Origin of the sequence: Rhodococcoides kroppenstedtii, from assembly GCF_900111805.1 — a bacterium.
Taxonomy (GTDB): domain Bacteria; phylum Actinomycetota; class Actinomycetes; order Mycobacteriales; family Mycobacteriaceae; genus Rhodococcoides; species Rhodococcoides kroppenstedtii.
Window position 1 is genome coordinate 22,539 of record NZ_FOJN01000003.1, and the last position, 23,920, is coordinate 46,458.

23 protein-coding genes are annotated in these 23,920 nt (G+C 70.1%); 9 read left to right on the forward strand and 14 right to left on the reverse strand.

All coding sequences use genetic code 11. The features are described from left to right. Positions 1-91 precede the first annotated feature (91 nt). Positions 92-1,708, reverse strand: a complete 1,617-nt coding sequence (locus tag BMZ18_RS04270; protein ID WP_170851449.1) for a peptide ABC transporter substrate-binding protein — start codon at positions 1,706-1,708, stop codon at positions 92-94. A gap of 398 nt (positions 1,709-2,106) precedes the next feature. Between BMZ18_RS04270 and acs the strand changes: the two genes are divergently transcribed. Beyond that, positions 2,107-4,086: an acetate--CoA ligase gene (gene acs, locus BMZ18_RS04275; protein WP_068363100.1), complete on the forward strand. Its 1,980-nt coding sequence runs from the start codon at positions 2,107-2,109 to the stop codon at positions 4,084-4,086. An 86-nt stretch (positions 4,087-4,172) separates the two neighbouring features. On the opposite strand, the gene BMZ18_RS04280 is transcribed toward acs, so the two are convergent. Continuing rightward, on the reverse strand, positions 4,173-5,462 hold the full coding sequence (locus tag BMZ18_RS04280) for an MFS transporter (protein WP_068363138.1): 1,290 nt from the start codon (positions 5,460-5,462) through the stop codon (positions 4,173-4,175). Positions 5,463-5,780: 318 nt separating this feature from the next. On the opposite strand from BMZ18_RS04280, the gene BMZ18_RS04285 reads away from it, so the two are divergent. Then, positions 5,781-6,302, forward strand: coding sequence for a phage holin family protein (locus BMZ18_RS04285; RefSeq protein WP_068363103.1), 522 nt, complete (start codon positions 5,781-5,783; stop codon positions 6,300-6,302). Between the two features lie 8 nt (positions 6,303-6,310). Continuing rightward, positions 6,311-7,255 (forward strand): alpha/beta fold hydrolase, encoded by a 945-nt coding sequence (locus BMZ18_RS04290; RefSeq protein WP_068363107.1) that lies wholly within the window; start codon positions 6,311-6,313, stop codon positions 7,253-7,255. On the opposite strand, the gene BMZ18_RS04295 is transcribed toward BMZ18_RS04290, so the two are convergent. The 6 genes from BMZ18_RS04295 to nth form a co-directional block, all read right to left on the reverse strand. Then, the gene (locus BMZ18_RS04295) at positions 7,218-8,258 is read right to left on the reverse strand and encodes an Rv1355c family protein (protein ID WP_068363110.1); all 1,041 of its coding nucleotides are present in this window, start codon (positions 8,256-8,258) and stop codon (positions 7,218-7,220) included. The genes BMZ18_RS04290 and BMZ18_RS04295 overlap by 38 nt on opposite strands. Before the next feature lie 55 nt (positions 8,259-8,313). Then, complete coding sequence (locus BMZ18_RS04300; RefSeq protein WP_068363113.1) at positions 8,314-9,432, reverse strand: GGDEF domain-containing protein; 1,119 nt, start codon at positions 9,430-9,432, stop codon at positions 8,314-8,316. A 150-nt stretch (positions 9,433-9,582) separates the two neighbouring features. After that, entirely contained in the window at positions 9,583-10,779 is a 1,197-nt protein-coding gene (locus BMZ18_RS04305) for a MarP family serine protease (protein ID WP_068150652.1), read from the reverse strand. Next, a complete protein-coding gene (locus BMZ18_RS04310; protein WP_068363140.1) occupies positions 10,776-11,411 on the reverse strand; it encodes an NUDIX hydrolase in 636 nt (211 codons plus the stop codon). The genes BMZ18_RS04305 and BMZ18_RS04310 overlap by 4 nt, the downstream gene beginning before the upstream one ends. Before the next feature lie 41 nt (positions 11,412-11,452). Continuing rightward, positions 11,453-12,121, reverse strand: a complete 669-nt coding sequence (locus tag BMZ18_RS04315; RefSeq protein ID WP_068363116.1) for a TlpA family protein disulfide reductase — start codon at positions 12,119-12,121, stop codon at positions 11,453-11,455. Next, on the reverse strand, positions 12,118-12,804 hold the full coding sequence (gene nth / locus BMZ18_RS04320; protein WP_082895026.1) for an endonuclease III: 687 nt from the start codon (positions 12,802-12,804) through the stop codon (positions 12,118-12,120). The genes BMZ18_RS04315 and nth overlap by 4 nt, the downstream gene beginning before the upstream one ends. 207 nt (positions 12,805-13,011) lie before the next feature. Between nth and BMZ18_RS04325 the strand changes: the two genes are divergently transcribed. After that, positions 13,012-13,284, forward strand: a complete 273-nt coding sequence (locus tag BMZ18_RS04325; RefSeq protein WP_068104004.1) for a hypothetical protein — start codon at positions 13,012-13,014, stop codon at positions 13,282-13,284. Positions 13,285-13,411: 127 nt separating this feature from the next. Next, positions 13,412-14,086 (forward strand): Crp/Fnr family transcriptional regulator, encoded by a 675-nt coding sequence (locus BMZ18_RS04330; protein WP_027506688.1) that lies wholly within the window; start codon positions 13,412-13,414, stop codon positions 14,084-14,086. 68 nt (positions 14,087-14,154) lie between these two features. Here BMZ18_RS04330 and BMZ18_RS04335 read toward each other — a convergent pair whose 3' ends face one another. Beyond that, a complete protein-coding gene (locus BMZ18_RS04335) occupies positions 14,155-14,937 on the reverse strand; it encodes an MBL fold metallo-hydrolase (RefSeq protein ID WP_068104005.1) in 783 nt (260 codons plus the stop codon). A 68-nt stretch (positions 14,938-15,005) separates the two neighbouring features. Here BMZ18_RS04335 and BMZ18_RS04340 point away from each other — a divergent pair, with 68 nt between their 5' ends. Next, a complete protein-coding gene (locus BMZ18_RS04340; RefSeq protein ID WP_068363143.1) occupies positions 15,006-15,881 on the forward strand; it encodes a Gfo/Idh/MocA family protein in 876 nt (291 codons plus the stop codon). On the opposite strand, the gene BMZ18_RS04345 is transcribed toward BMZ18_RS04340, so the two are convergent. Both BMZ18_RS04345 and sp36 read right to left on the reverse strand, forming a co-directional pair. After that, a complete protein-coding gene (locus BMZ18_RS04345) occupies positions 15,878-16,333 on the reverse strand; it encodes a RidA family protein (RefSeq protein WP_068363123.1) in 456 nt (151 codons plus the stop codon). The two genes, BMZ18_RS04340 and BMZ18_RS04345, sit on opposite strands and share 4 nt — an antisense overlap. After that, complete coding sequence (sp36, locus tag BMZ18_RS19610) at positions 16,333-16,497, reverse strand: Sp36 family protein (RefSeq protein ID WP_167323208.1); 165 nt, start codon at positions 16,495-16,497, stop codon at positions 16,333-16,335. The genes BMZ18_RS04345 and sp36 overlap by 1 nt, the downstream gene beginning before the upstream one ends. A gap of 67 nt (positions 16,498-16,564) precedes the next feature. On the opposite strand from sp36, the gene bagA reads away from it, so the two are divergent. Together bagA and bagB are read left to right on the forward strand one after the other, a co-directional pair. Next, the gene (bagA, locus tag BMZ18_RS04350) at positions 16,565-17,602 is read left to right on the forward strand and encodes an ATPase BagA (protein WP_371828482.1); all 1,038 of its coding nucleotides are present in this window, start codon (positions 16,565-16,567) and stop codon (positions 17,600-17,602) included. After that, on the forward strand, positions 17,602-18,726 hold the full coding sequence (bagB, locus tag BMZ18_RS04355; protein ID WP_068363125.1) for an ATPase BagB: 1,125 nt from the start codon (positions 17,602-17,604) through the stop codon (positions 18,724-18,726). The genes bagA and bagB overlap by 1 nt, the downstream gene beginning before the upstream one ends. Positions 18,727-19,133: 407 nt before the next feature. On the opposite strand, the gene BMZ18_RS04365 is transcribed toward bagB, so the two are convergent. Together BMZ18_RS04365 and BMZ18_RS04370 are read right to left on the reverse strand one after the other, a co-directional pair. Further along, positions 19,134-19,793, reverse strand: coding sequence for a DUF8020 domain-containing protein (locus tag BMZ18_RS04365; protein ID WP_068363130.1), 660 nt, complete (start codon positions 19,791-19,793; stop codon positions 19,134-19,136). A gap of 606 nt (positions 19,794-20,399) precedes the next feature. After that, positions 20,400-20,723 carry a WhiB family transcriptional regulator gene (locus tag BMZ18_RS04370; RefSeq protein WP_068104015.1) on the reverse strand — a complete coding sequence of 108 codons (324 nt, stop codon included), beginning with the start codon at positions 20,721-20,723 and terminating at the stop codon, positions 20,400-20,402. A gap of 298 nt (positions 20,724-21,021) precedes the next feature. Between BMZ18_RS04370 and BMZ18_RS04375 the strand changes: the two genes are divergently transcribed. After that, entirely contained in the window at positions 21,022-23,391 is a 2,370-nt protein-coding gene (locus tag BMZ18_RS04375) for a penicillin-binding protein (protein WP_269465601.1), read from the forward strand. Positions 23,392-23,423: 32 nt separating this feature from the next. Here the strand turns inward: BMZ18_RS04375 and BMZ18_RS04380 are convergent, their stop codons facing one another. Further along, the gene (locus BMZ18_RS04380; protein ID WP_074921800.1) at positions 23,424-23,897 is read right to left on the reverse strand and encodes a GatB/YqeY domain-containing protein; all 474 of its coding nucleotides are present in this window, start codon (positions 23,895-23,897) and stop codon (positions 23,424-23,426) included. Positions 23,898-23,920 lie beyond the last annotated feature (23 nt).

Sequence of the window (23,920 nt, forward strand, 5' to 3'; positions counted from 1 at the left end):
ACAGGGGCCTCGCGCCGTGCGGCACGGGCCGACAGGTCACGCACCGGTGGGGCGCTCTGCTGTCAGGCAGAACGCCCCACCGGGTGGTCGGTCAGTTGACCGTGACGTCCGCGACCTCGATGTCGCCGAACAGGTCGATCTTGACGTTGTCCACGCGGTCGCTCCACACGGCCTGGTTCAGGCCGTGGAACAGCGGGGTGGCCGGCAGGTCGCGGAACAGGATGTCCTCGGCCCGCTGGTACTGCGTGGTCGCGTCCTCCAGGCTGTCGGCGTTGTTACCGTCCGACAGGGCCGCGTCGAACTCCGGGTTGGAGTAGAACGGCTTGTTCGACCCCGCCGGCGGGAGAGCCGCCGTGCTGTACGTGGGAGCCAGGAAGTTGTACAGCGACGGGTAGTCCATGATCCAGCCGGAGCGGAACGGGCCGGTCATGCCCTTCTGATCCTGCAGCGGCAGGTACTGGGCGAACTGGAGGTCGCCGCGCAGGACGTACTCCACGCCGAGGTTGGTGCGCAGCTGATTGCCGATGGCGGTCATCCAGGTGTCGTGCGCCGCACCGGCGTTGAACCACAGGTCCACCGGCTGGGACCGGTCGAAGCCGGCCTCGTCGAGCAGCTGGTTCGCGCGATCGACGTTCAGCTCGCACTTGCTGCCGCAGGCGTCCTCGCGGTACCCGTCGACCACGGGCGAGCCGAAGGACGTCGCCGGGGTACGGGTGTTGGTGAAGATCGCCTCGGTGATCGCCTGGCGGTCGATCGCCATCGAGAATGCCTCGCGCACACGCGGATCGGAGTACCGCGGGTCGTACGTCGGGAATCCGAGGGCCGTGATGTCGGGACGTGCACGCTCGGCGTAACGGTCACCGAACTGGTCGCGGGCGGTGGCCCACGCGTCGGACGGCAGGTCCAGCATCACGTCGAGGCCGCCGGCCTGGACGTCGGTGTAGCCGGTGTTCAGCTCGGTGTAGACCTTGAACTGCACGCCCTGCGCCTGTGCGGCGTCGTCGCCCTTGTAGTCGTCGTACTTGGTCAGGGTGATGCCCTGGCCCTGGACGAAGTCCTGGTCGGCTTTGAACGGGCCGTTGCCGATCGGCTTGCGGCCGAACGCATCCGGATCCGCGTAGAACGATTCGGGCAGCGGCGAGAACGCCGAGTAGCCGAGCGTCACCGGGTAGATCGCGAACGGCTCCTTCAGCTGCACGCGAATGGTGGTGTCGTCCACCGCCGTCAAGCCGGACATCGCCGTCGCGGCGGGCGCGGCGCCGTCGGCGGCCTGCAGATCGTCGTAACCGGCGACGTTCTCGAAGAAGTACGACGCCTGGTACGCGTTGGTCGAATTCGCCGTGTAGTTCCACGCGTCGACGTAGGACTTCGCATTCACCGGCGTGCCGTCGTGGAACGTCCAGTCCGGCTTCAGCTTGATGGTCCAGGTGACCTGGTCGTCCGACTCGACGGACTCGGCGACGCCGTTGTACTCGACCTCGCTGGTCTCGTCGTTGTAGGTCACCAGCGGGGTGAACAGTGCCTTGAGGACCTGGTTGCCCTCGCTCTCGGTGGTGTTGCCGGGAACCAGCGGGTTCTCGGGCTCGCCGATGTAGAGGCTGTAGACGCCCTCCGCGCTGGAGGAACCTCCCCCGCCACCACAGGCCGCGAGCATGCCGACGGCCACGAAGCCGACCGACACGATCGCGAGCGCGCGCTTGATCCTCACAATCGATCCTCCATACATGTCCTGCGGGACAGGGTGCTGCCCTCGACAGATCCGTGGACGTCCACGGGCTCGGGTGTGGCCGCATGCGATGGTGCGACCCGGATATTCGCTTGACTGTAGACACACTCCGCACCCGTGTCGTCGACTCCCCCGAAATTGGCGGCCACCGAAACACAGCCGTAATTCGGGCAGGACCGGACCTGTCCGGTCGGACAGCCTGATGGGACGGTTTTTCGGACCCCTCGCCGCCCGTCGCCGCAGACCACCGCCCATCGCGCTCAACCGACCTCTCGGCGCACGCGCCGTCGTGCTGCCCGATGCAACGGTGCGGCGCCCGTCACACGTGACTACCCTCACACCCGTCAGAGAAGACCAGTCCGAGAGGGGCCAGGAGCACCATGACCGAGACGGTGACCGGCGGCGACGCAGCCGCGGCAACGACCGACACGACGGAGTCGGAACACCCCGTCTCCTACGCTCCGAGCGAGGAGTTCGTCCGCCGGGCCAACGCCGGCGAGGAGCTCTACCGGGCCGCCGAGCAGGACCGACTGGCCTTCTGGGCCGAGCAGGCGAACCGCCTCCACTGGCACACCCCCTTCGAGGAGGTCCTCGACTGGTCGGATGCACCCGTCGCCAAGTGGTTCGTCGGCGGCGAACTCAACGTCGCCTACAACTGCGTCGACCGGCACGTGCACGAGGGCCGCGGCGACCAGGTGGCCATCCACTGGGAGGGCGAGCCCGGCGACAGCCGCGACCTCACCTACAGCGATCTCCTCGCCGAGGTGAGCCGCGCCGCCAACGCCTTCACCGACCTCGGCCTCGTCGCCGGCGACCGCGTCGCCATCTACATGCCGATGGTCCCCGAGGCCATCGTGTCGATGCTCGCGTGCGCGCGACTCGGCCTCACGCACAGCGTCGTCTTCGCCGGCTTCTCCTCGTCCGCGCTGCGTTCGCGGATCGACGACGCGCAAGCCAAGCTCGTCGTCACCACCGACGGACAGTGGCGTCGTGGCAAGGCGGCACCGCTCAAGGAATCCGTCGACGAGGCCGTCGACGGCGCGGAGTCCATCGAGCACGTGCTCGTGGTCCGGCGCACCGAGATCGACACCCCGTGGACGGAGGGCCGCGACCTCTGGTGGCACGAGACCGTCGGGCAGGCGTCCGCGGAGCACGAGGCGCAGCCGTTCGACAGCGAGCATCCGCTGTTCATCCTCTACACCTCGGGAACCACTGGGAAGCCGAAGGGCATCATCCACACCTCCGGCGGCTACCTCACCCAGACCGCCTACACCCACCACTACGTCTTCGACCACAAGCAGGGCCAGGACGTCTTTTGGTGCACCGCCGACATCGGCTGGGTCACCGGCCACAGCTACATCGTCTACGGCCCGCTGGCCAACGGAGCCACGCAGGTGGTCTACGAAGGAACGCCGAATTCGCCCGACGAGCACCGTCATTGGAACATCGTCGAGAAGTACGGCGTCACCATCTACTACACCGCGCCGACGTTGGTCCGCACGTTCATGAAGTGGGGCCGCGAGATTCCGGATGCCCACGACCTGTCGTCGATCCGCCTGCTGGGCAGCGTCGGCGAGCCCATCAACCCCGAGGCGTGGCGGTGGTTCCGTGACGTCGTCGGCGGCGGCACCGCACCCATCGTCGACACGTGGTGGCAGACCGAGACCGGCGCCATCATGGTCTCGCCGCTTCCCGGTGTCACCCACACCAAGCCGGGATCGGCGCAGACGCCGCTGCCGGGCATCTCCGCCAAGATCGTCGACGACGACGCCAAGCCGCTCGGTCCCGGCGGCAACGGCTACCTGGTGCTCGACGAGCCGTGGCCGTCGATGCTCCGCGGTATCTGGGGCGACATGGAGCGGTACAAGGACACCTATTGGTCGCGCTACGCGACCGAGGGGTGGTACTTCGCCGGCGACGGGGCCCGGTTCGACGACGACGGCGACCTCTGGGTTCTCGGACGCGTCGACGACGTCATGAACGTCTCCGGCCACCGCATCTCCACCTCCGAGGTGGAATCCGCCCTCGTGAGCCATCACGGGGTGGCCGAGGCGGCCGTCGTCGGCGCGTCGGACGAGACCACCGGCCAGGGCATCGTGGCCTTCGTCATCCTGCGCGGCGGCGTCGAGAACACCGGCGACGAGCTGATCGCCGAGCTCAAAGCACAAGTGAGCAAGGAGATCTCGCCGATCGCGAAGCCGCGCCAGATCACGGTGGTGCCGGAGCTGCCGAAGACCCGGTCCGGCAAGATCATGCGCCGCTTGCTGCGCGACGTCGCCGAGGGCCGCGATCTGGGCGACACCTCGACACTGGTCGACCCGGCCGTCTTCGACGCGATCAGTCAGGCCAACGCGAAGTAGTTCCCCGCCTCCCCTTCCGCGCTGCCACCGTGCACCGGCGCTGCGAGCATGCAGCGCGCGAGCGCGGTGGCAGCGCGGGAGTCGGTTCAGACCCGGTCCAGGTCCGCATCCCGCGTCTCGCGCATGACCACCAGCGCGAACAGCGTCAGCGCCGCCGCCACGGCGAGGTACACCCCGACCCAGGCCACGCCGTAGGAATTCACGAGCCAGGTGGCGATGAACGGCGCGACGGCCGCACCGAGGATCGAGGCGGTGTTGTACGAGATGCCCGAGCCCGTGTAGCGCACGTTGGTCGGGAACAGTTCCGGCAGAACGGCACTCATCGGTCCGAACGTCAGACCCATCAGGGCCAGACCGACGCACATGAACACCAGCATGCGGCCCGCGGTGGCCGTCTCCGGAGCGGCGACCCACCCGAAGCTCAGGCCGAACACGATGATCGCCGACGTCACCACGATCAGCGTGATGCGACGTCCGAACCGGTCCGCGAGCCAGCCGGAGACGGGGACGAACGCGGCGAAGAACAGCACCGAGATCAGCTGCAGCCCCAGAAAATCCGTGTAGGCGATGGACACGGCGACCCCGCTGGCGTCGACCACCTTGCCGGTGCCGTAGCTGACCACCCACGTCGTCATCACGTAGAACAGCGTGTAGGTGGCCAGCATGACGAAGGTGCCGAGGACCAGCGGCCGCCAGCTGGTGCGGAAGACCTGCGCCACGGGCGTCTTGACCCGCTGCCCCTGCGCGACGGCGCGCTTGAACACCGGGGTCTCCTCCAGCTTGAGCCGGACGTAGAGGCCGATGATCACCATGACGGCGCTGAGCAGGAACGGCACGCGCCAGCCCCACGTGAGGAAGGCATGATCGGACGCCGAGGTCTTGGCGTCGTAGTCCATCAGCGTCATCAGCACGAGGAAGATGCCGTTGGCCATGAGAAAGCCGATCGGCGCGCCGAGCTGCGGCCACATCGCGGCCCACGCTCGCTTGCCCTTCTTCGCGGTCTCGGTGGCCAGCAGAGCCGCCCCGCTCCATTCCCCACCGAGGCCGACACCCTGCGCGAAGCGCATCAACGCCAACAACATCGGAGCGATGATGCCGACGCTGTCGTAGGTGGGCAGGAGCCCGATGAGGAAGGTCGCGATGCCCATCGTGAGGAGCGACCCGACGAGGGTCGCCTTGCGGCCGATGCGGTCGCCGAAGTGACCGAAGAGGATGGAGCCGACCGGCCGAGCGACGAACGCCAGGCCGAAGGTGGCGAAGGAGGCGAGCAGCGCCGTGGTGTCGTTACCCGCCGGGAAGAACAGGCGAGGGAACACGAGCACGGCGGCTGTGGCGTAGATGTAGAAGTCGAAGAATTCGATGGAGGTACCCACCATCGAGGCGACGACGATGCGGCTACGGGGAACCCCGTCGACCACGTCGGCGTCGGTTGTCGGACCGTCGGTGGGAACCTGGTCCGCGGAAGTGCTGGTCACGTGTGTGCTCCTGCGGCATGGAGATCGGAAGTACGAGAAGACCCGACCGGGGCGGGTCGACCCGGGAAAAAATACCCGAGTGCTCGCTCGGGCGGACCGAATCCCGCTGCGCGCGGTCGGTGGGACTCGGGGACGATAGGGTGAGCCCCGACGGGGTATGGATCCCATCGGGCGTGCCGGACGGCACGCGAGACGAGAGAACGTCGAAGGGGACAACACGTGAGCAGCAGCCGAGGCGATTCCCACGCCGACACCACCGTTCCGGCCGGCGTGTCCTCCATTCCGCTCACGGACGTCGACAGTCGGTCGAACCCGGCCACCGCCAGCATCGGAGCACTGGTCAAGGACGCCACCACCCAGGTCTCGACGCTCGTGCGCGCCGAGGTCGAGTTGGCCAAGGCCGAGGTCACCGGTGAGATCAAGAAGGGCCTGCAGGGCAGCGTCCTGTTCGTGCTGGCCCTCGCCGTGCTGATCTTCAGCTCGTTCTTCTTCTTCTTCTTCCTGGCGGAGCTCCTCAACACCTGGGTCGTGCGGTGGCTCGCGTTCCTCATCGTCTTCCTGATCATGGTGGCCATCACCGCGCTGCTCGCCTTTCTCGGCTACCTGCGGGTGAAGAAGCTGCGCAAGCCCGAGAAGACCATCGACTCGCTCAAGGCCACCGCGACCGTGATCCCGGGTCAGCGCGGCTCCGACGCTCCCGAACTGGCCGCGAAGGACGTTCGCGCCCCGCTCACCCGCTGACGCCGGCGGTGCCCGCACCGGATCCCGCCACGGTTCGACTCCCCGGACCGTGGCGTCACCGCGACGTGCGGGCCAACGGCATCAAGTTCCATGTCGCGGAGATCGTCCCCGACCGGTCGATCGACGACCCCACGCCCGAGCTGGTCCTGCTCGTCCACGGGTTCGCCGACCTCTGGTGCTCCTGGCGCGCGCAGGTGATCGACCTCGGCGCCGCCGGCTATCACGCCGTCGCCGTCGACCTACGGGGCTACGGGGACACCGACAAGCCACCGCGCGGGTACGACGGCTGGACCCTCGCGGGCGACATCGCCGGATTGATCCGCGCGCTCGGCCACACCGACGCCCACATCGTCGGCCACGCCGACGGTGGGTTGGTCTGCTGGGCCACGGCGGCGCTGCATCCTCGCTCGGTCCGCAGCATCGCCCTGCTCGCGTCCCCGCATCCCCTGGCGCTGCGCCGCGCGGCCGTGCGTGACCGCGGACAGCGACGCGCGCTGCTGCCCACCTTCCTGCGGTATCAACTCCCCCGCGTCCCGGAACGCGCCCTCACCGCGCAGGACGGCGCGGAGGTGGAACGGTTGGTTCGCGAGCGCTCGTCGGAGAGGTGGCAGGGCTCGCCGGATTTCCCGACGACGGTGGACGTCATGCGGCGGGCCATCCTCGTGCCGGGGGTCGCCCACAGCACGCTGGAGTACCAGCGCTGGGCCTTCCGGAGCCAGTTCCGACCGGACGGGCGCCGGTTCGCGTCCGTCGTCGACACCGTTCTGGACCTCCCGGCACTGCAGATCCTCGGCGGCGCCGACCCCTACGTCGTGAGCCGCACCGCCCGCCGCGACGCCCACTGGGCCCCTCGCATCACGACGCACGAACTTCCCGGCGTCGGCCACTACGTGCACCACGAAGAGCCGGAGCGCGTCACCGAGTTGCTGCTGGAGAATCTCCGCCGCTCGTGAGAGGGTCCTCGAGGTGGGCCACCGCCGCGTCGAGACCGACCCGTAGCCGACCCGACGGCGGCGCCTCGCCCCGCACGAAGGCCCGGACCGCGGCAGCCACCGACGCACCGCCGAGCGCCACGTCACCCGCCAGCTGCGGCCACGTCGACAACGACGTGCCGATGTGCGGCAGCGACGCCGCCATGCGCGGCGTGATCGACTCGGCGCCCAGGATGCGGGGTGCGAGGCGAGCGCGGTCATCCGCGGACAACGACGCGAGTCCGGCGAGGTCGAGATCGCCGAGCAGGCCGTGGAAGAACGGGCGGGCGCCGTCGAGATCGAACCGTTCGACGTCGAGGACTCCGCCGTCGCTGGTCTCCATGATCACCGGGATGCCCCGCCGACGAGCGTGCTCGCGCACGAGGAACTTCGCCGCGACGGAATCGCATTCCTCGATGACGAGGTCGAGGCCGTCCAGGAAGTCGTCGATCACGGCCTCGTCCACTCCCGTCGGGAAGGTGCGCACCGTGAGATACGGGTCCACCTCGGCGATCCGCCGCGCAGCGACGACCGACTTGTTCACGCCGAGGTCGAACACCGTGGCCGGGACGCGGTTGAGGTTCGACAGGTCGAGTTCGTCGAAATCGGCCAGCCGCAACTCACCGCACAGTCCCTCGAGCGCCAGGGTGTGCGCCACCGCGTGACCGACGCTGAGCCCGACGACGCCGATCCGGACATCGAGGGCGCGGGCCTGCTCGTCGAGCGTGAGTTTGTCCCGGTTCCGGTCGAGCCGCAGGCGTCGGAAGCCGACCGGGCCGAGGACCCGGACGAGCGAGCGTCGCCACGGATAGTGCACCCACCGCACGGGCTCGTCCGGACCCGCGACGGGCGTGGGCAGGAGAGCCCCGAGCGAGAGTGCCTGCTCCGCCGTCGTGTCGATCACGGTGGTCGACTCGTCGTGCAGCAGCACCTCGGCGGCGCGGGTGTCCGCATCGTCCCGGGGATCGAACACGCGGTGGGTCACACGGACTCCGTTCTGTCGTCGAAGGGCGCCGGCGGATCCACGGGCCGGCCGTCCGTCACGACGCTCCTCGGCGCAACACCTCGAGGCGATCGCGCCGGGACGAGATCCCGCCGAGCGGCCACTCCACCGAATCCTCCAGGGCGAAGGCGACGCGGTCCCGGCCGGAGGTCTTCGCGGTGTACAGCGCGCGGTCCGCGGCGTAGGTCAGGCGGTCCAGCGTCGTCTCGACGTCGACCACCGCATCCGCCGAGCCGGGCCGCACGTCGGCCTGCGCGACGCCGATACTGACGGTCACGTCGCACGACGAGCGCACGGCCTCGAGAATGTGCTCCTCGAGTCCGGTCACCGTGGCGGCCACCCGCAGGACCAAAAACTCCTCACCACCGAGCCGGGCGACGACGGCGTCGGACGGCACCTGCCGCGCGATCGCCTCCGCGACGGTCGTCAGCACGTCGTCACCCGCAGCGTGGCCACGGGTGTCGTTGACGGCCTTGAAATGGTCGACATCGACGAGCGAGACCACGACGGACTTCCGCGTGAGGCACGCACGGGCGAGCAGCGCCTCCACCTCCGGCAGCATGCCGCGACGGTTCAACAGACCCGTCAGGGGATCGGTGTTGGCGAGAGTCTCGAGTCGCTCGGTGACCGATTCCAGGGACGTTCGCATCGCGGCGATGAGCAACGCCGGCACGATCACGGTGGTGACTGCGGCGCCCGCGGCGACGAAGCGGACCACTCCCTCGGCACCGTTGATGCTCAGCGCGAGGGCGAGTATCACCGCGGCACCGGTCAGGGACAGAGTCACCCGCCGAGGCGATCCCGACGCCGCGAGCGCCGGCACGACCGCGAGCATGGCGGTGACGGCGCGCGCGCCGGACGGGTCCGCGATGAGGAACGCGCACACGGCCACGCCGAGCATGCCGCCGGATCCGAGCACGGTGAACTGACGGTCGGTCAACGTGCCCACCCGCACGGTGAAACCCACGGTCACGACGGTGAAGACGACGATGCCGACCAGAATCGGCAGGGTGCCGGGGCGGAGGAACGTCGGTTCGAGCACCGCGATCAGCAACAGCGGCAGCGCACCGCCGGCGCTGAAGATGACTCCCTTGGAGCGTGTGTCGAAATGCGATTCGCGCTCCGGCCGGAGACGCCGGTCGGCACGGCGTGTCATGCGTGCCTCACCTCCCCGGGGGACGATGCGCCGACGGAACACCGATGTCACCTCGCACCGACGAACGAGTCCGGCCACCCCCGACAGTGCGGACCCACGTCGCCACCGTACGCGGAGAACGCTGCCTGCGGCACCTCCGTCGCACAGTTCTCAGACGACACAGGCGCCGGTTCCGACGGCGTTCCCGTTCTGCAGGCCCAGAGCGACCTCTTCGGCGACTTCCGCTGCCGTGAGCACGAATCCGGTATCCGGATCGTCCACCGCCGCACCGAACACGACGCCCAGAACCAGACCGTCCGTGCTCATCAACGGACCGCCCGAGTTGCCCTGCCGGATCGACCCGCGCACCGTGTACACCTCTCGTTCGACGGTGCCCGTGCGATAGATGTCCGGGCCCGACAAGTTCAACGTCTCGCGCACGCGCGCGGGCGACGCCGTGTACGGGCCGCCGCCCGGGTAGCCGAGCACGACGGCGTCGGTCCCGGACTGCGCGCGCTCGGGGGCGAACTGCAGGACGTCCGCGCGCAGACCGGGCACGGCGAGGACCGCGACGTCGATGGACGGATCGAACAGCACGACGTTCGCGTCGAGCGGACCGTCCTGCGTGTCGACGGCGACCGACGACGTCCCTGCCACGACGTGGGCGTTGGTGATGAGCCGTTCGGGTCCGATGACGAACCCGGAGCCCTCCAGCGCGCGCTGGCAACTCTGCGCGATCCCGCGAACCCGCAGGACGCTGTCCGCGACGTCGGCGGCCACCGGCGACTGCGCGACGCTCGGGTCGGGCGGGCCCACGTCCGCGACCGGGGTGCGCCCGAAGGGGCCGATGACGTCGGGCAGTCCTGAGGTGTCGAGCAGCGCGGAGAAGTCGTTGGGAATCTCGCGCACCCAGTCCGGCGCGAGTCGGTCCACCGCGCCGAGCACCGCCGACCCGCGGACCGCGGCGGCGATCTGCGGTTGCGAGGTGGCCGTCAGGGGCACCGCGAGCAGCCATGCAGCCACCAGTACCGCCACGGCCTGCAAACCGGCGCCGATCACGCTGTCCACGCCGCGGGCCACCGGACTGTGGATGCCGCTGCGCAGCGCGCGCCCCAGCACCATGCCGGCGATCTCGCCGACGACGACCACGACCACGATGAGCCCGATACCGGCGAGAATGCGCAGGCGAGGTTCCTCGACGTGGACCAGCACCTTCGGAGCCAGCAGGATGCCCGCCACCGCGCCGATGACGACGCCCAGGAAGGCGAAGGCCGACGCGACGGCGCCCTGGCGCCACCCCGAGGACGCCGCGAGCACGGCGACCAGCACGACGACGATGTCGAGCCACGTCGATCCGGTGACCGTCACAGCAGCTCCGATCCCGCGGCGGCCAGGGCGGTCTCGAGATCTCGCACGTCCGCGGTGTCCCAGGGGACGGTCCATCCGGCCGTGTCGAGAATGCCCGCCAGCACGCCGGCGGTGAATCCCCACACCAACATGCCGCGCACGTCGAACGCCGGTCCCCGGTAGCCCAGCGGATGCCGGACGACGAATCGACGAGCCGGATCCAGCAACTCGCGCAGCGGTACCGCCTCGACCCGCGCCACCTCGGCCGTGTCGATCACCCGGACCGGCCCGGGCCGACGCCAGTAGGCCAGCACCGGCGTGACCTCGAATCCCGACGGCGGCACGAAGATCGGGTCGAACGTCGCGAGTGGATCGACCCCGTCGGCATCGAGGCCGGTCTCCTCCGCGGCCTCGCGGAGGGCCGTCCCCACGGCGCCGCCGTCGCCCGGGTCCGCGGCTCCGCCCGGAAACGCGACCTGACCGCTGTGCTGGCGCAGCGAGGACGCCCGTTGCGTCAGCAGGACCGTCGCGTCGTCGGGCAGGGAGTCCGCGGCGGGGTCACCGCCGAACAGCACCAGCACGGCAGCAGGCCGGCCGTCCGCATCCGGCGGTGTCTGCAGCCGGGTGATCGGATTGTCCGGGTGCTGCGCCATCGATCCGGCGTCGACGAGACCCTGCAGCCACGACGGCCCGCTCACGTGGCCACCCCCAGTCGGGTGCGGACCGCCTCGGCGATCTCCTCGACCGACCGGAACGGTTGCGGCAGTACGGCGGCGACGTCGCCGGACGGGTCCAGCAGCACGGACACCGGCAGCACCGCCGGCGCGCCCACCGCCGCGGCCACGGACTTGCCGCCGTCCTGCACGCCGGGGAGGCGAACGCCGTAGTCGGTGAGTCGGGCAAGCGCGCTGCCCTGCTGCGGATCCTCGTGCACCGTCAGAACGGTAACCGCATCACCGGCGCGCGCCGCGTACTGCTGCAGATACGGCAGTTCCTCGGCGCACGGTTCGCACCAGTGCGCCCACAGATTGAGCACGACGGGCCGACCGGCCACCGCGCGCCCGAGATCGATCGGTGCGCCGTCCGCGAGGCACGTCACCTGCAGGCCGGCCAGCGGGCCGGTGGAATCCGCGGCACCACCATCGGCCGGCCGCGGACACTCCGCGAGACCCGCCGCGGCCCGCTCGGCGCCGAGGTCGACGGTCGGCGCGTCACCGGTGGCGGTGGTGCCCGCCCGGTCGCGGTACTCGGCGAAGCTGCCCGGCGTCGACACGTCGTCGTTGCGAGGCCAGATGGCGACGATCAACGCGATCACCACCACGAGCGCAGCGAGCGACCACCGAGCGGCCGACGACGGTCTCACCGCTCCACACCGGCCAACGCGAGAATGTGGTCGGTCTCGGGACCGCGCACGAGGGCGGCGGCCTTGCGCGCGTCCGTGGGCCCGGTGCCGTTGGCGGGACACAGCGGAGCGAGCAGACAGACGCCGCACGCGGGCGTCCGGGCATGACAGACCCGGCGGCCGTGGAAGATCACGCGGTGCGAGAGCACCGTCCAGTCCTTTTTCGGAATCAACGCACCCACCGCGTGCTCGACCTTGACCGGATCTTCGTCGGCGGTCCATTCCCATCGGCGCACGAGCCGACCGAAGTGCGTGTCGACGGTGATCCCCGGGACGTCGAACGCGTTGCCGAGCACGACGTTGGCCGTCTTGCGACCGATCCCCGGCAGGGTGACGAGGTCCTTCAAGCGGGGCGGGACCTCGCCGTCGAACCGCTCGAGCAGCTCCCGACCCAGGCCGATCAGCGACGTCGCCTTGTTCCGGTAGAAGCCGGTGGAGCGGATGTACTCCTCGAGTTCCGTCCGGTCCGCCTCCGCGTAGTCCCGCGCCGAGCGGTACCGGGCGAACAACGCGGGCGTCGTCTCGTTCACCCGCTTGTCCGTGCACTGCGCCGACAGGATCGTCGCCACCGCGAGCTCGAGCGGCGTGGTGAAGTCCAGCTCACAGTAGACATGCGGGAACACCTCGCCCAGCTGTCGGTACATCCGCCGGGCGCGGCGCGTCAACGCCAGCGGAGTCTCCGACCGAATACCCACGTGAGGGCTGTTTCCGGGTGTTCTGGGCACGACCACGACTCTACGGACACGCTCCGACAGAGCCCTCGATCCGTCCGGCGGACCACCCCGCCGCCGTGGCCGAGGCGGGTCGCCACCGTGTTCTCCCCGTGACCGAGGCAGTGTTTACTCCTCGGTATGCAAGCTCTCGCTGTAGTGCTGTTCCCGGTCTTGCTGATGCTGTTCGCGCTCGCCATGGAGCGCTTCGAGGTCCGCCTCAACCGCGTCGGCGTCCGCGAGCAGGAAGTGCAGGAGTTCCTCGACGCCGCCAGCTCCTCCGAGGTGGCGACGCTCGCGGCCGAGGGCTTCCCGCACGCCCTCGCGCGCTTCAAGACCCGTCGTCGGCGCGGCGGCGAGGTCGCCGACGACGACATCGCCATGCTCGACGACAGGGCGCGCCGCGCCAGCTGACACACCCGTGGGTGGCCGTGCTCACTCCCCGACCGCCCGAGCGACGTAGACTTCCCTCCCGGTACGACTGGACGCAGTCGGATGGCTACGAACGGCGCAGTCATTCGCGGATCGGCAAGGAGCACACGTGGACGAGGTTCTGGCACGGGCCGGCATCTTCCAAGGGGTCGAGCCGTCGGCGGTGTCGGCGCTCACGAAGCAGCTGCAGCCCGTCGACTTTCCGCGTGGACACGTGGTCTTCAACGAGGGCGAGCCCGGGGACCGCCTCTACATCATCGTGAGCGGCAAGGTGAAGCTCGGCCGCCGCTCCCCGGACGGCCGCGAGAACCTCCTGACGATCATGGGACCGTCCGACATGTTCGGCGAGCTGTCCATCTTCGATCCGGGCCCGCGCACGTCCACCGCCACCACGGTCACCGAGGTCCGCGCCGTGAGCATGGACCGCGACGCTCTGAAGGCCTGGATCGATCAGCGTCCGGAGATCGCCGAGCAGTTGCTCCGCGTGCTCGCACGTCGCCTCCGTCGCACCAACAACAGCCTCGCCGACCTGATCTTCACCGACGTGCCCGGTCGCGTCGCCAAGGCACTGCTGCAGCTCGCGCAGCGTTTCGGCACCCAGGAGGCCGGCTCCCTGCGCGTGGTGCACGACCTCACGCAGGAGGAGATCGCGCAGCTCGTCGGCGCCTCCCGCGAGACCGTCAACAAGGCGCTGGCCGACTTCGCACACCGGGGTTGGTTACGCCTCGAGGGCAAGAGCGTTCTGATCTCCGACTCCGAGCGCCTGGCGCGTCGCGCCCGATAGTCGCAGCGCGTCGCGCCCGATAGTCGCAGCGCGTCGCGCCCGACAGTCGCGCCCGATGACGACAGCGGTCAGCTGCGCAGGTACTCCAGCTGCGCCTTGACCGACATCCGGGCCGCCGGCCACAGCCGCTTGTCGACGTCCGCGTAGACGTGGCGTACCACGGCCCGTGCCGACGCGTCCGCACCGAGGACGTCCAGGGCCCCACGTACCTGGTCCAACCGCTGTTCGCGGTGCGCGCGGTAGGCGCGAGCGAGCACGGCGGTGTCGGGATGGTCGGGTCCATGGCCGGGCAGGACGGCTCGCCCCTCCCCCAGTTGTTCGAGCCGGTCGAGGGAGGCGAGATAGTCGCCGAGGCTCCCGTCCTTCCCGTCGAGCACCGAGGTCCCGCTGCCCAGCACGGTGTCACCGGTGAGGACGGCGTCGGGCAACAGGAAGCTCACCGAGTCGGCGGTGTGACCGGGCGTGGCGACGACGGTGAGGTCCAGTCCGGCCGCGGTGATCACCTCGCCGTCTTCGAGCGGTGCGGCGTCGCCGCGAAGGTAGGTGGAGGTCACGGCGCGTACGGGCGCGCGAGTCAGGCGGTGCAGCCGGGCGATGCCGCCGGTGTGATCGTGGTGGCGGTGGGTGACGAGCACGAGGGCGACGGGTCCGCACGCGGCGACGGCGTCGACGTGGGCGCGGCTGCGCGGTCCCGGATCGACCACCACGCACCGGTCCTCGCCCGGTGCGCGCAGAATCCAGGTGTTCGTCCCGTCGAGGGTCATCTTGCCGGGGTTGTTCGCCAGCAGGACCGACGCCGTGGGTGTCACCCGGCGGAGTTGCCCGTAGGCGGGATGCGCGAGACCGGCCATGATCCCACCCAACCACACCCCGGATCGGCACAGTCGGGGTGCAGCTCGAGAAGAACGAGGAGAGAACCGTGCGTATCGGACTCGTCGGCGCCGGCCCTTGGGCGCGCCAGGCCGCCGTTCCCGCCCTCACGGCACACGACGGCGTCGACTTCGTCGGCATCTGGGCGCGCCGCCCGGAGGCCGCGGCGGAGGTGGCACCGGGGGTGCCGATCGTCGACTCGGTCGACGCGCTCATCGACTCGGTCGACGCAGTGGCGTTCGCCGTGCCGCCCGAGGTCCAGGCGGACCTGGCGGTGCGGGCGGCGGAGGCGGGCCGACACGTGTTGCTGGACAAGCCGATCGCCGGGACGGTCGACGATGCCGAGCGGCTGGCGGCGGCCGTGGAGCGGGCCGGCGTGGGCTCGATGGTGACGCTGACGCGTCGCTTCGCCGAGGAGACGCGTTCGTTCCTTCGCTCGGCCGGCGCGCAACGCACGGCCGGCGTCACCGCGACGTGGCTGTCCGGGGCGTTGCTGGGCGGTGAGTACGCCGGCTCGACCTGGCGTCACGACGGCGGCGCGCTGATGGATGTCGGTCCGCACGTCGTCGATCTGGTGGAGGCCGTGCTGGGCCCGGTCACCGACGTGCCCTTCGCGCGTCGTGACGTCGACTCCGACACGTGGGCGATCACGCTCGACCACGACGGCCGGGTGAGCCAGGTGACGCTGTCCATGCGAACGCCCGTGCGGCCGTCCGTGCTGCGTGTGTCCGCGAGCGGGCCCGACGGGCTGGTGGAGCTGCAGGAGCGCACCACCCCGCCGGACCGGTGCTACGCGGTGTTGCTTGAGGAGTTCCTGGCGTCGGTGCGGCTCGGAGTGCCGCACGAGTGCTCGGTGCACCGCGGCCTGCACCTGCAGCGCGTCCTGGCGCAGGTGACCGCGCGGCTCACCGAGCAGGGCGGCTAGGTCCGCACCTCGACGATCAACTCCACCTCGACGGGGGCGCCGAGCGGCAGTTCGGCGACACCGACCGCGGATCGGGCGTGGACACCGGCGTCGCCGAAGACGTCACCGAGCAGGTGGGAGGCGCCGTTGATCACGCCGGGTTGTCCGGTGAAACCCGGTGCGGAGGCGACGAATCCGACCACCTTGACCACGCGGGTGATCGACTCGAGACCGACCAGCGCGTCGATCGCGGCAAGCGCGTTCAACGCGCAGAGTCGGGCGGCCTCCGTCGCGACCTCGGGATCGACCTCGGCGCCGACCTTGCCCGTCGCGTGGAGAGCGCCGTCCACTATCGGCAGCTGCCCGGACGTGAAGACGTGGTTGCCGCTGCGCACGGCCGGGACGTAGGACGCCACCGGCGGCACGACCGGCGGCAGGGTCAGGCCGAGCTCGGCCAGGCGCTCGCGGATCATCAGCCGACGGGACGCTTGAAGTAGGCCACGAGCTGCTCGCCGGTGGGCCCGGGGGTCACCGTGACCAGTTCCCAGCCCTGGGATCCGAAGTTGTCGAGGATGGTCTTGGTGTTGTGGATCAGCAGAGGTGCAGTGAGGTATTCCCACGTCGTCGATGCGCTCATGGGTGCAAACCCTAGCGAAGACCCGTGAAAGACCCTCGCCAACCGGACTTTCTATAGGCTCGGCGCTGTGTCCGACAAGCCCGACATTCCCGAGAACCCGGCGACGCACGAGTCCACCGGCTGGCCACCCGAGGCGGCGCGGGCGCGTCTGCACTTCGTCTCCGGCAAGGGTGGCACCGGGAAGTCGACCGTCGCGGCCGCGTTGGCCCTCGCTCTCGCCGCGGGCGGCCGGAAGGTCCTGCTGGTCGAGGTGGAGGGCCGCCAGGGCATCGCGCAACTCTTCGATGTCCCGCCGCTGCCGCCCGTCGACACCAAGGTCGCGTCCGCGGAGGGCGGCGGCGAGGTGTACGCCCTGGCCGTCGACATCGAGACCGCGTTCCTCGAGTACCTCGACATGTTCTACAACCTCGGTTTCGCGGGGCGTGCGATGCGGCGAGTCGGGGCGATCGAGTTCGCCACGACGATCGCGCCGGGGCTTCGCGACGTGCTGCTCACCGGCAAGGTGAAGGAGCGCGCGGTCGCGACGAGCAAGGACGGTCGCCCGCTCTACGACGAGATCGTGGTCGACTCGCCCCCGACGGGCCGGATCGGCAGCTTTCTCGACGTCACCACGGCCATGCGGGATCTGGCGAAGAGCGGGCCGGTGCGGTCGCAGAGCGAAGGCGTGGTGCGCCTGCTGCACTCCGAGCAGACCGTGGTGCACCTGGTGACGCTGCTCGAGGCCCTGCCCGTGCAGGAAACCGCCGACGCCGCAGCCGAACTCGCCGCGGCCGACCTACGGCTGGGCACCGTCGTGGTCAACCGGAGTACCGCGTCGTACCTGCCGGACGCGGTGTTGGACGAAGCCGCCGACGGTGTCATCGATTCCGCCGCGGTGCAGCGCGTGCTCGCCGGGGCGGGAATCACGTTGTCCGAGGACGACTTCGCCGGATTGCTGACCGAATCCATCGAGCACGCCGCGACCGTGCGCACGCAGCGGGAGAGCGCGCGCCGGCTCGAGACGCTGCCGGCGGCGCGGCTGGTGCTGCCCACGCTGCCCGACGGGATGGATCTCGGCGGTCTGTACGAACTGGCTGCTCACTTGACCGAACAGGGAGTCCGCTGATGGCCACCGTGCCCACTCTCGACGTCGCGTCCATTCTCGAGAACCCCGCATCGCGCATCGTGGTGTGCTGCGGTTCCGGCGGCGTCGGCAAGACGACGACGGCCGCGTCGATGGCCCTGCGCGCCGCCGAAAGCGGCCGAAAGGTGGTGGTGCTCACGATCGATCCGGCCCGACGGCTCGCACAGGCACTCGGGGTGGGCGAGCTCGACAACAGCCCGCAGCCCGTCGCGCTGGGCCCCGAGGCCACGGGCGAACTGCACGCGATGATGCTGAACATGCGGCGCACGTTCGACGAGATGGTGATCGAACACTCGACGCCGGAGAAGGCCCAGCAGATCCTGAACAATTCCTTCTACCAAACCGTGGCGTCGTCGTTCTCCGGCACGCAGGAGTACATGGCGATGGAGAAGTTGGGGCAGTTGGCCGCCGACGGCGAGTGGGACCTGGTGGTGGTCGACACCCCGCCGTCCCGTAACGCCCTGGATTTCCTCGACGCACCTCAGCGGCTCGGCTCGTTCCTCGACGGCCGCATGATCAAACTGCTGATGGCCCCCGGGCGGGGTATCGGCCGCGTCGTCACCGGCGCCGTCGGGCTGGCGATGCGGGGCGTCTCGTCCATCGTCGGCTCTCAGATGCTGTCGGACGCTTCGGCGTTCGTGCAGTCGCTCGACTCGATGTTCGGTGGCTTCCGCGAACGCGCACGCCACACGTACGAGCTGCTCCGCCACGAGGGCACCCATTTCGTGGTGGTGGCGGCGGCCGAGCCGGATGCCCTGCGAGAGGCGTCGTTCTTCGTCGACCGCCTCAGCGCCGACGGGATGCCCCTGGCCGGCCTGGTGCTCAACCGAACGCACCCGACGCTGAGCTCGCTGTCCCCGGACCACGCGTCGAGCGCGGCGGACACGGTCTCCGGCTCCGGCGATCCCGACGACGAGCTCGCTGCCGGGATCCTGCGCGTGCATGCCGATCGGGCCCGCACGGCCACCCGCGAACTGGCCTTGCTGCGCCGCTTCACCGCGGCCCATCCGCGGGTGCCGGTGGTGGGTGTGCCGTCGTTGCCGTTCGAGGTCTCGGACCTGACCGCCCTGCGCGCCGTGGGCGATCAGCTCACCGGAACGGCCTGATCGCGACCGGCCGGAATCCTGCGCCCGCGCCGGTCCGAGTGACCTCGCGCACGATCGACTCCATGGTGGTGACCACCGCCGGGCCGACGCAGGGCACGCCGAGGTAGGCGCGGCGGTGTCGTAGTCGGGCAGGACCCGCACGATGTGTCCGATCACGCGATCCCGCTCGAACTCCGGCGTCACCGCGTCGCCGGGATCACCGCAGTGGCCCGCGGTGAGTCCGACGCTCCGGCCCGCGTCGTCCGTTCCCACGACCGTCACCGTGCAGATGGATCGGTCGGCGACCACCACGGGGGACCCGCCGCCGACGGGCACCGGGTCGGCAGCGGAGGCGATGCCTCCGCCGCCGACCACGAGACCGGCGAGCACGAGGGCCGACGCAGCGACGTGACGCGCTCGCACGATGCCTACTTCTTCGGAGCCGGCGGCGCCTGCAGCAGCGTCACGAACTGCTGAGCGTTGCCCGCGACCGCACCGAGACCGCCGATTGCCGTGCCCGCCAGGGACGCGCCCGAGCCGAGCAGCACCGCGCCGCCGATGCAGCCGGCGAGCGGGCCCGCTCCGAAGAGGAGCGCCACGGGTGCCGACACGACGCCGGCCGCGGTGGCGCCGAGGAGGCAGCCGCCGACCAGACCGCTGGCGGCACCGAGGAATCCGCCCACCGAGGCGCTGAGCGCGATGTTGTCCTTGACGCCGGCGACGGCGGCCGGGAGGTCGACCGGCACGGTGCCGGGGAGGTCGTAGACCGGGGTGGTCGGCGCCGCGGCGTCGACGGCGAGGGTGGCGGTGTTGCCGTCCACCTGCGCGGAGACGGGGTGGACCACGCCGTCCAGCGCCAGTCCGAGCGGAACGGAGTCGACGACGACACCGGCGGCGTCGCGCACCACGAGGTGGTTGTTCTCGGTGCTCAGGGTGCCCGAGTCCGTCGTCACCACGACGCCGGTGCCGGCGGCCACCGCGTTCCAGTGCACCTCGGGTGCCGTCGGGTTCGCATACGCGGTGGCCGACGCCCCGCCCAGAGCCACGATCGTCATGGCGGCGACCGCCGCCATCCTGTTGAGCTTCATGCCAGTCCTTTGCCGCGTCGAGGTCGAGCCCGGGTGTCGGGCCGACTAATGCGGAGCCGTCGAGCTCCGGGCACGGCGAAACAGACCGTCTCGTCAGAGGTGAGGTGGTCGAAAGTCGCTGTGCCGACGGAAGTCTCGGTGGGGCCGGGGCACGTGTCAATCGACGGCGAGGTGTCCGCCGGGCGACGGAACGGCGGCGGGACGGACCGGGGACACGGGACCGGAACGAGCGGTCCGCGGGCGATGGAGCGGGCGGGCTGTCGGCGGCGCGTCGAGTGGCGGGCGACGGCGTCGACAGGGCATCACCGCAGGTGACGGGGCCACGAGGCGGCGGGAGGCGGCGAGGTGATCCCGCTCGGCGGACCGACGAGGATCGGGCGAACGGGACGGACCGGCGGGCGAGAGCACGAGACCGCGTGACGACGAAACGGGACGGATCGGACGACACCGTCGCGGCGGGACGGCGATACCGGCCCCACCCGTCCGTCGTCCGTTCACCGAGAATTCATGCTCCGGCGGACCCGCAACATGGTGGCCGATAGTGAACTGTCCCACCGCAATTCGGACATCGCGGTGGGACAGGACAAGCGTGCGTCGGATGCGGAGTCAGACCGCCGACTGGTGCTGACGCTGCGCCTCGAAGAATTCGGCCCACGACTCGACGTCGGGGTGCTGCTTGATCAGAGCGCGCCGCTGACGCTCGGTCATGCCGCCCCAGACACCGAACTCGACCCGGTTGTCCAGAGCGTCGGCTCCGCACTGCATCAGGACGGGGCAGTGACGGCAGATGGTGGCGGCCTTGCGCTGCGCCGCACCGCGAACGAAGAGCTGGTCGGGGTCCACACCCCGGCACCGCGCCTGCGAGACCCACGCGATGCGCGCTTCGGCCTCTCCGATGTCGAGCGCGGAGTTCGACGTTCCTGCGTGCATTCGAAGATCCCTTCACCGTCCGAGAACACCGGGACCAGCCGGTGTCCGGTACCGCTGCCGTGATGCGCCACCTGCTGCACACCCACCCGAGCGCTACCCCACTAACCGGAGTGATTGTTAGCTGAATCACAACGGCCTGATCAATGTAAGCGACAGCCCAGCAGCGAAGCAAGGTGGGCGGTCAGATTTCTGGTACGGGCGTGCGGACTGCGACGTAAGCCCAGGTCACGGGGTCGACGCGGGCGGGCTGCCGCCGAGACCACCGGCCCGCGGCCCGGCGACCCGTACTCTGTTCAGCGTGTCGATCGCCAGAACAGTCGCCAAGCTCGCCGGGTGCAGCGCCCTCGCGGGTGCCTTGCTCGCCGGAGTGATGTTTCCGCTCGCCGGTGGGTTCGGCTACGCCTCGAACCGCGCGGCCGACACCGTGGACAACGTCTCCGCCGAGTTGGTCGAGGGCACGGTTCCGGCGGTGTCGACCATGGTCGACGCCGCGGGCAACCCCATCGCCTGGCTGTACGAGCAGCGCCGATTCGAGGTGCCGAGCGATCGCATCTCCAACGAGATGAAGCTCGCCATCGTCTCCATCGAGGATCGTCGCTTTGCCGAGCACGACGGCGTCGACTGGCAGGGCACCGTCCGCGCGTTCCTCACGAACACCACCAGTGGTCAGGTAGAGCAGGGCGCGTCGACGCTCGATCAGCAGTACGTGAAGAACTACCAGTTGCTCGTCGTCGCCAAGACCGACGCGGAACGCCGGGCGGCGATCGAGACGACTCCCGCTCGCAAGATCCGTGAGATCCGCATGGCGCTCACGCTGGACAAGCGACTGACCAAGGACGAGATCCTCACCCGCTACCTCAACCTGGTGCCGTTCGGTAACTCGTCGTACGGCATCCAGGACGCGGCCCGGACCTACTTCGGGGTGGACGCGGCCGACCTCACGCTCACCCAGGCCGCCATGTTGGCCGGCATGGTCCAGTCGAGTTCCGCGTTGAACCCGTACACGAACTACGACGGCGTCATGGACCGTCGCAACACCGTGCTCGACACGATGATCCAGAACATCCCCGAGCGCGCCGCGGAGATCGAGGCCGCGAAAGCCGAGCCGCTCGGTGTCCTGCCGGAGCCGAATCAGCTTCCGCGCGGATGCATCGCGGCCGGCGATCGCGGGTTCTTCTGCGACTACGCCCTCCAGTACCTCGCCGACGCCGGCATCAGCAAGGAGCAGGTGGACAAGGGCGGGTACCTCATCCGCACCACGCTCGACCCCGAGGTGCAGGCCAGCACGTCCGCCGCGCTGACCGGGAACAGCAATCCCAACCTCGACGGCGTCGCGACGGTGATGAACGTGATCGCGCCGGGCCAGGACGATCACCGCATCCTCGCGATGGGCTCGTCGCGGCGCTACGGGCTGAACGGCGACGCCAACGAGACGGTGCAGCCGCAGCCGTATTCGCTGGTCGGCAGCGGTGCCGGATCGATCTTCAAGATCTTCACGACCGCCGCGGCCATGGAGAAGGGACTCGGCACGTCGGCCGTTCTCCAGGTCCCCAGCCGCGTCGAGGTCAAGGGCCTCGGTGACGGCGGTGCACGCGGCTGCCCGCCCTCGACCTACTGCGTCACCAACGCCGGCACCTACCCGGCGGCCCTCTCGGTGACCGACGCCCTCGCCCAGTCCCCCAACACCGCGTTCGTGAAACTGATCGAATCGGTCGGCGTCACCCCGACCGTCGACATGGCCGTCCGCCTCGGACTGCGGTCCTACACCCTGCCGGGCACCGCCGGCCAGGGGACGGACCAGAGCCTCGCCGACTACCAGAAGGAGGCCAACCTGGGCTCCTTCACCCTCGGCCCCACGTACGTCAACCCGTTGGAGCTGTCCAACGTGGCCGCCACCATCGCCTCCGGGGGCAAGTGGTGCCCGCCGAACCCGATCGACAGCGTCTTCGATCGCAGCGGCAAGCAAATCCCGGTGACGCATCAGGCCTGTGAGCAGGTGGTCGAGCCCGGGTTGGCGAACACCCTGGCCAACGCGATGAGCAAGGACGACCAGCCGGGCGGGACCTCCGCGTCCGCGGCCGCGTCCGTCGGATGGACGCTGCCGATGGGCGGCAAGACGGGGACCACGGAGTCCCACCGGTCCTCGGGCTTCCTCGGCTTCACCAACCGCTACGCGGCGGCCGCCTACACCTACGGCGACTCGCCGACGCCCAGCGAGATCTGCTCGTTCCCGCTGCGCCCGTGCGGATCGGGCAACCTGTTCGGCGGTAACGAGCCCGCCCGCACCTGGTTCGACGCCATGGATCCCGTGGCCACCAAGTTCGGCGACGTCTCGCTTCCCCCGGTCGATCAGAAGTTCGTCCGCGGGTCGGCCAACGGCCAGGTTCCGGACGTGGTGGGACTGAACCAGGGGTCGGCACAGTCGCAGGTGCAGGCCGCCGGCTTCCGCGTGTCCATCGCCACCACTGCATCGTCGGAACGACGAGGCACGGTGGTCAGCACGTCGCCGTCCGGTTCGGCGATCCCCGGCTCGACGATCACGCTGTACGTGTCGGACGGCTCCGTGCGTCCGTCGCCGGCCCGGCCCGCGCCCGGCCTCACGCTGCCGTCGTTGCCGCCGGACGTGACCATCCCGCCGATCCCCGGCCTCACCGCACCCCCGCGGTAGGGTCCGGCCGGGGCTCGGCCTCCGGGCTCGCGTCAGAGGCGGGCGCGCACCGCGGCGGAGAGCCGTGAGCCGTCGGCCTTGCCCGCGGCAATGGCGGTGGCGGCCTTCATGACCTGGCCCATCTGCCGCATGCCCGGCCGCTCGCCGAGCTCCTCGGCGACCTGCGCGATGGCGGTGTCGGCGACGTCCGCGAGTTCCGCGTCGTTGAGCGGGGTCGGCAGGTACTCGTCGATGATCTGTGCCTCGGCGCGCTCCGTCGCGGCAAGTTCGCCGCGCCCGTTCTGGGTGTAGATCTCGGCGGACTCGCCGCGCTTCTTCGATTCCTTGGCCAGCACCCGCAGCACGTCGTCGTCGGTCAACTCGCGTGCTTCCTTGCCGGCGACCTTCTCGGCGCCGATCGCCGACAGCAGCATGCGCAGCGTGGCGGTCCGCAGCGCGTCCTTCGCCTTCATCGACGTGGTGAGGTCCGCGCGCAGGCGCTTTTCGATGTCAGAGTTCTCGGCCATGCTCGAAACGGTATCCTCGACGA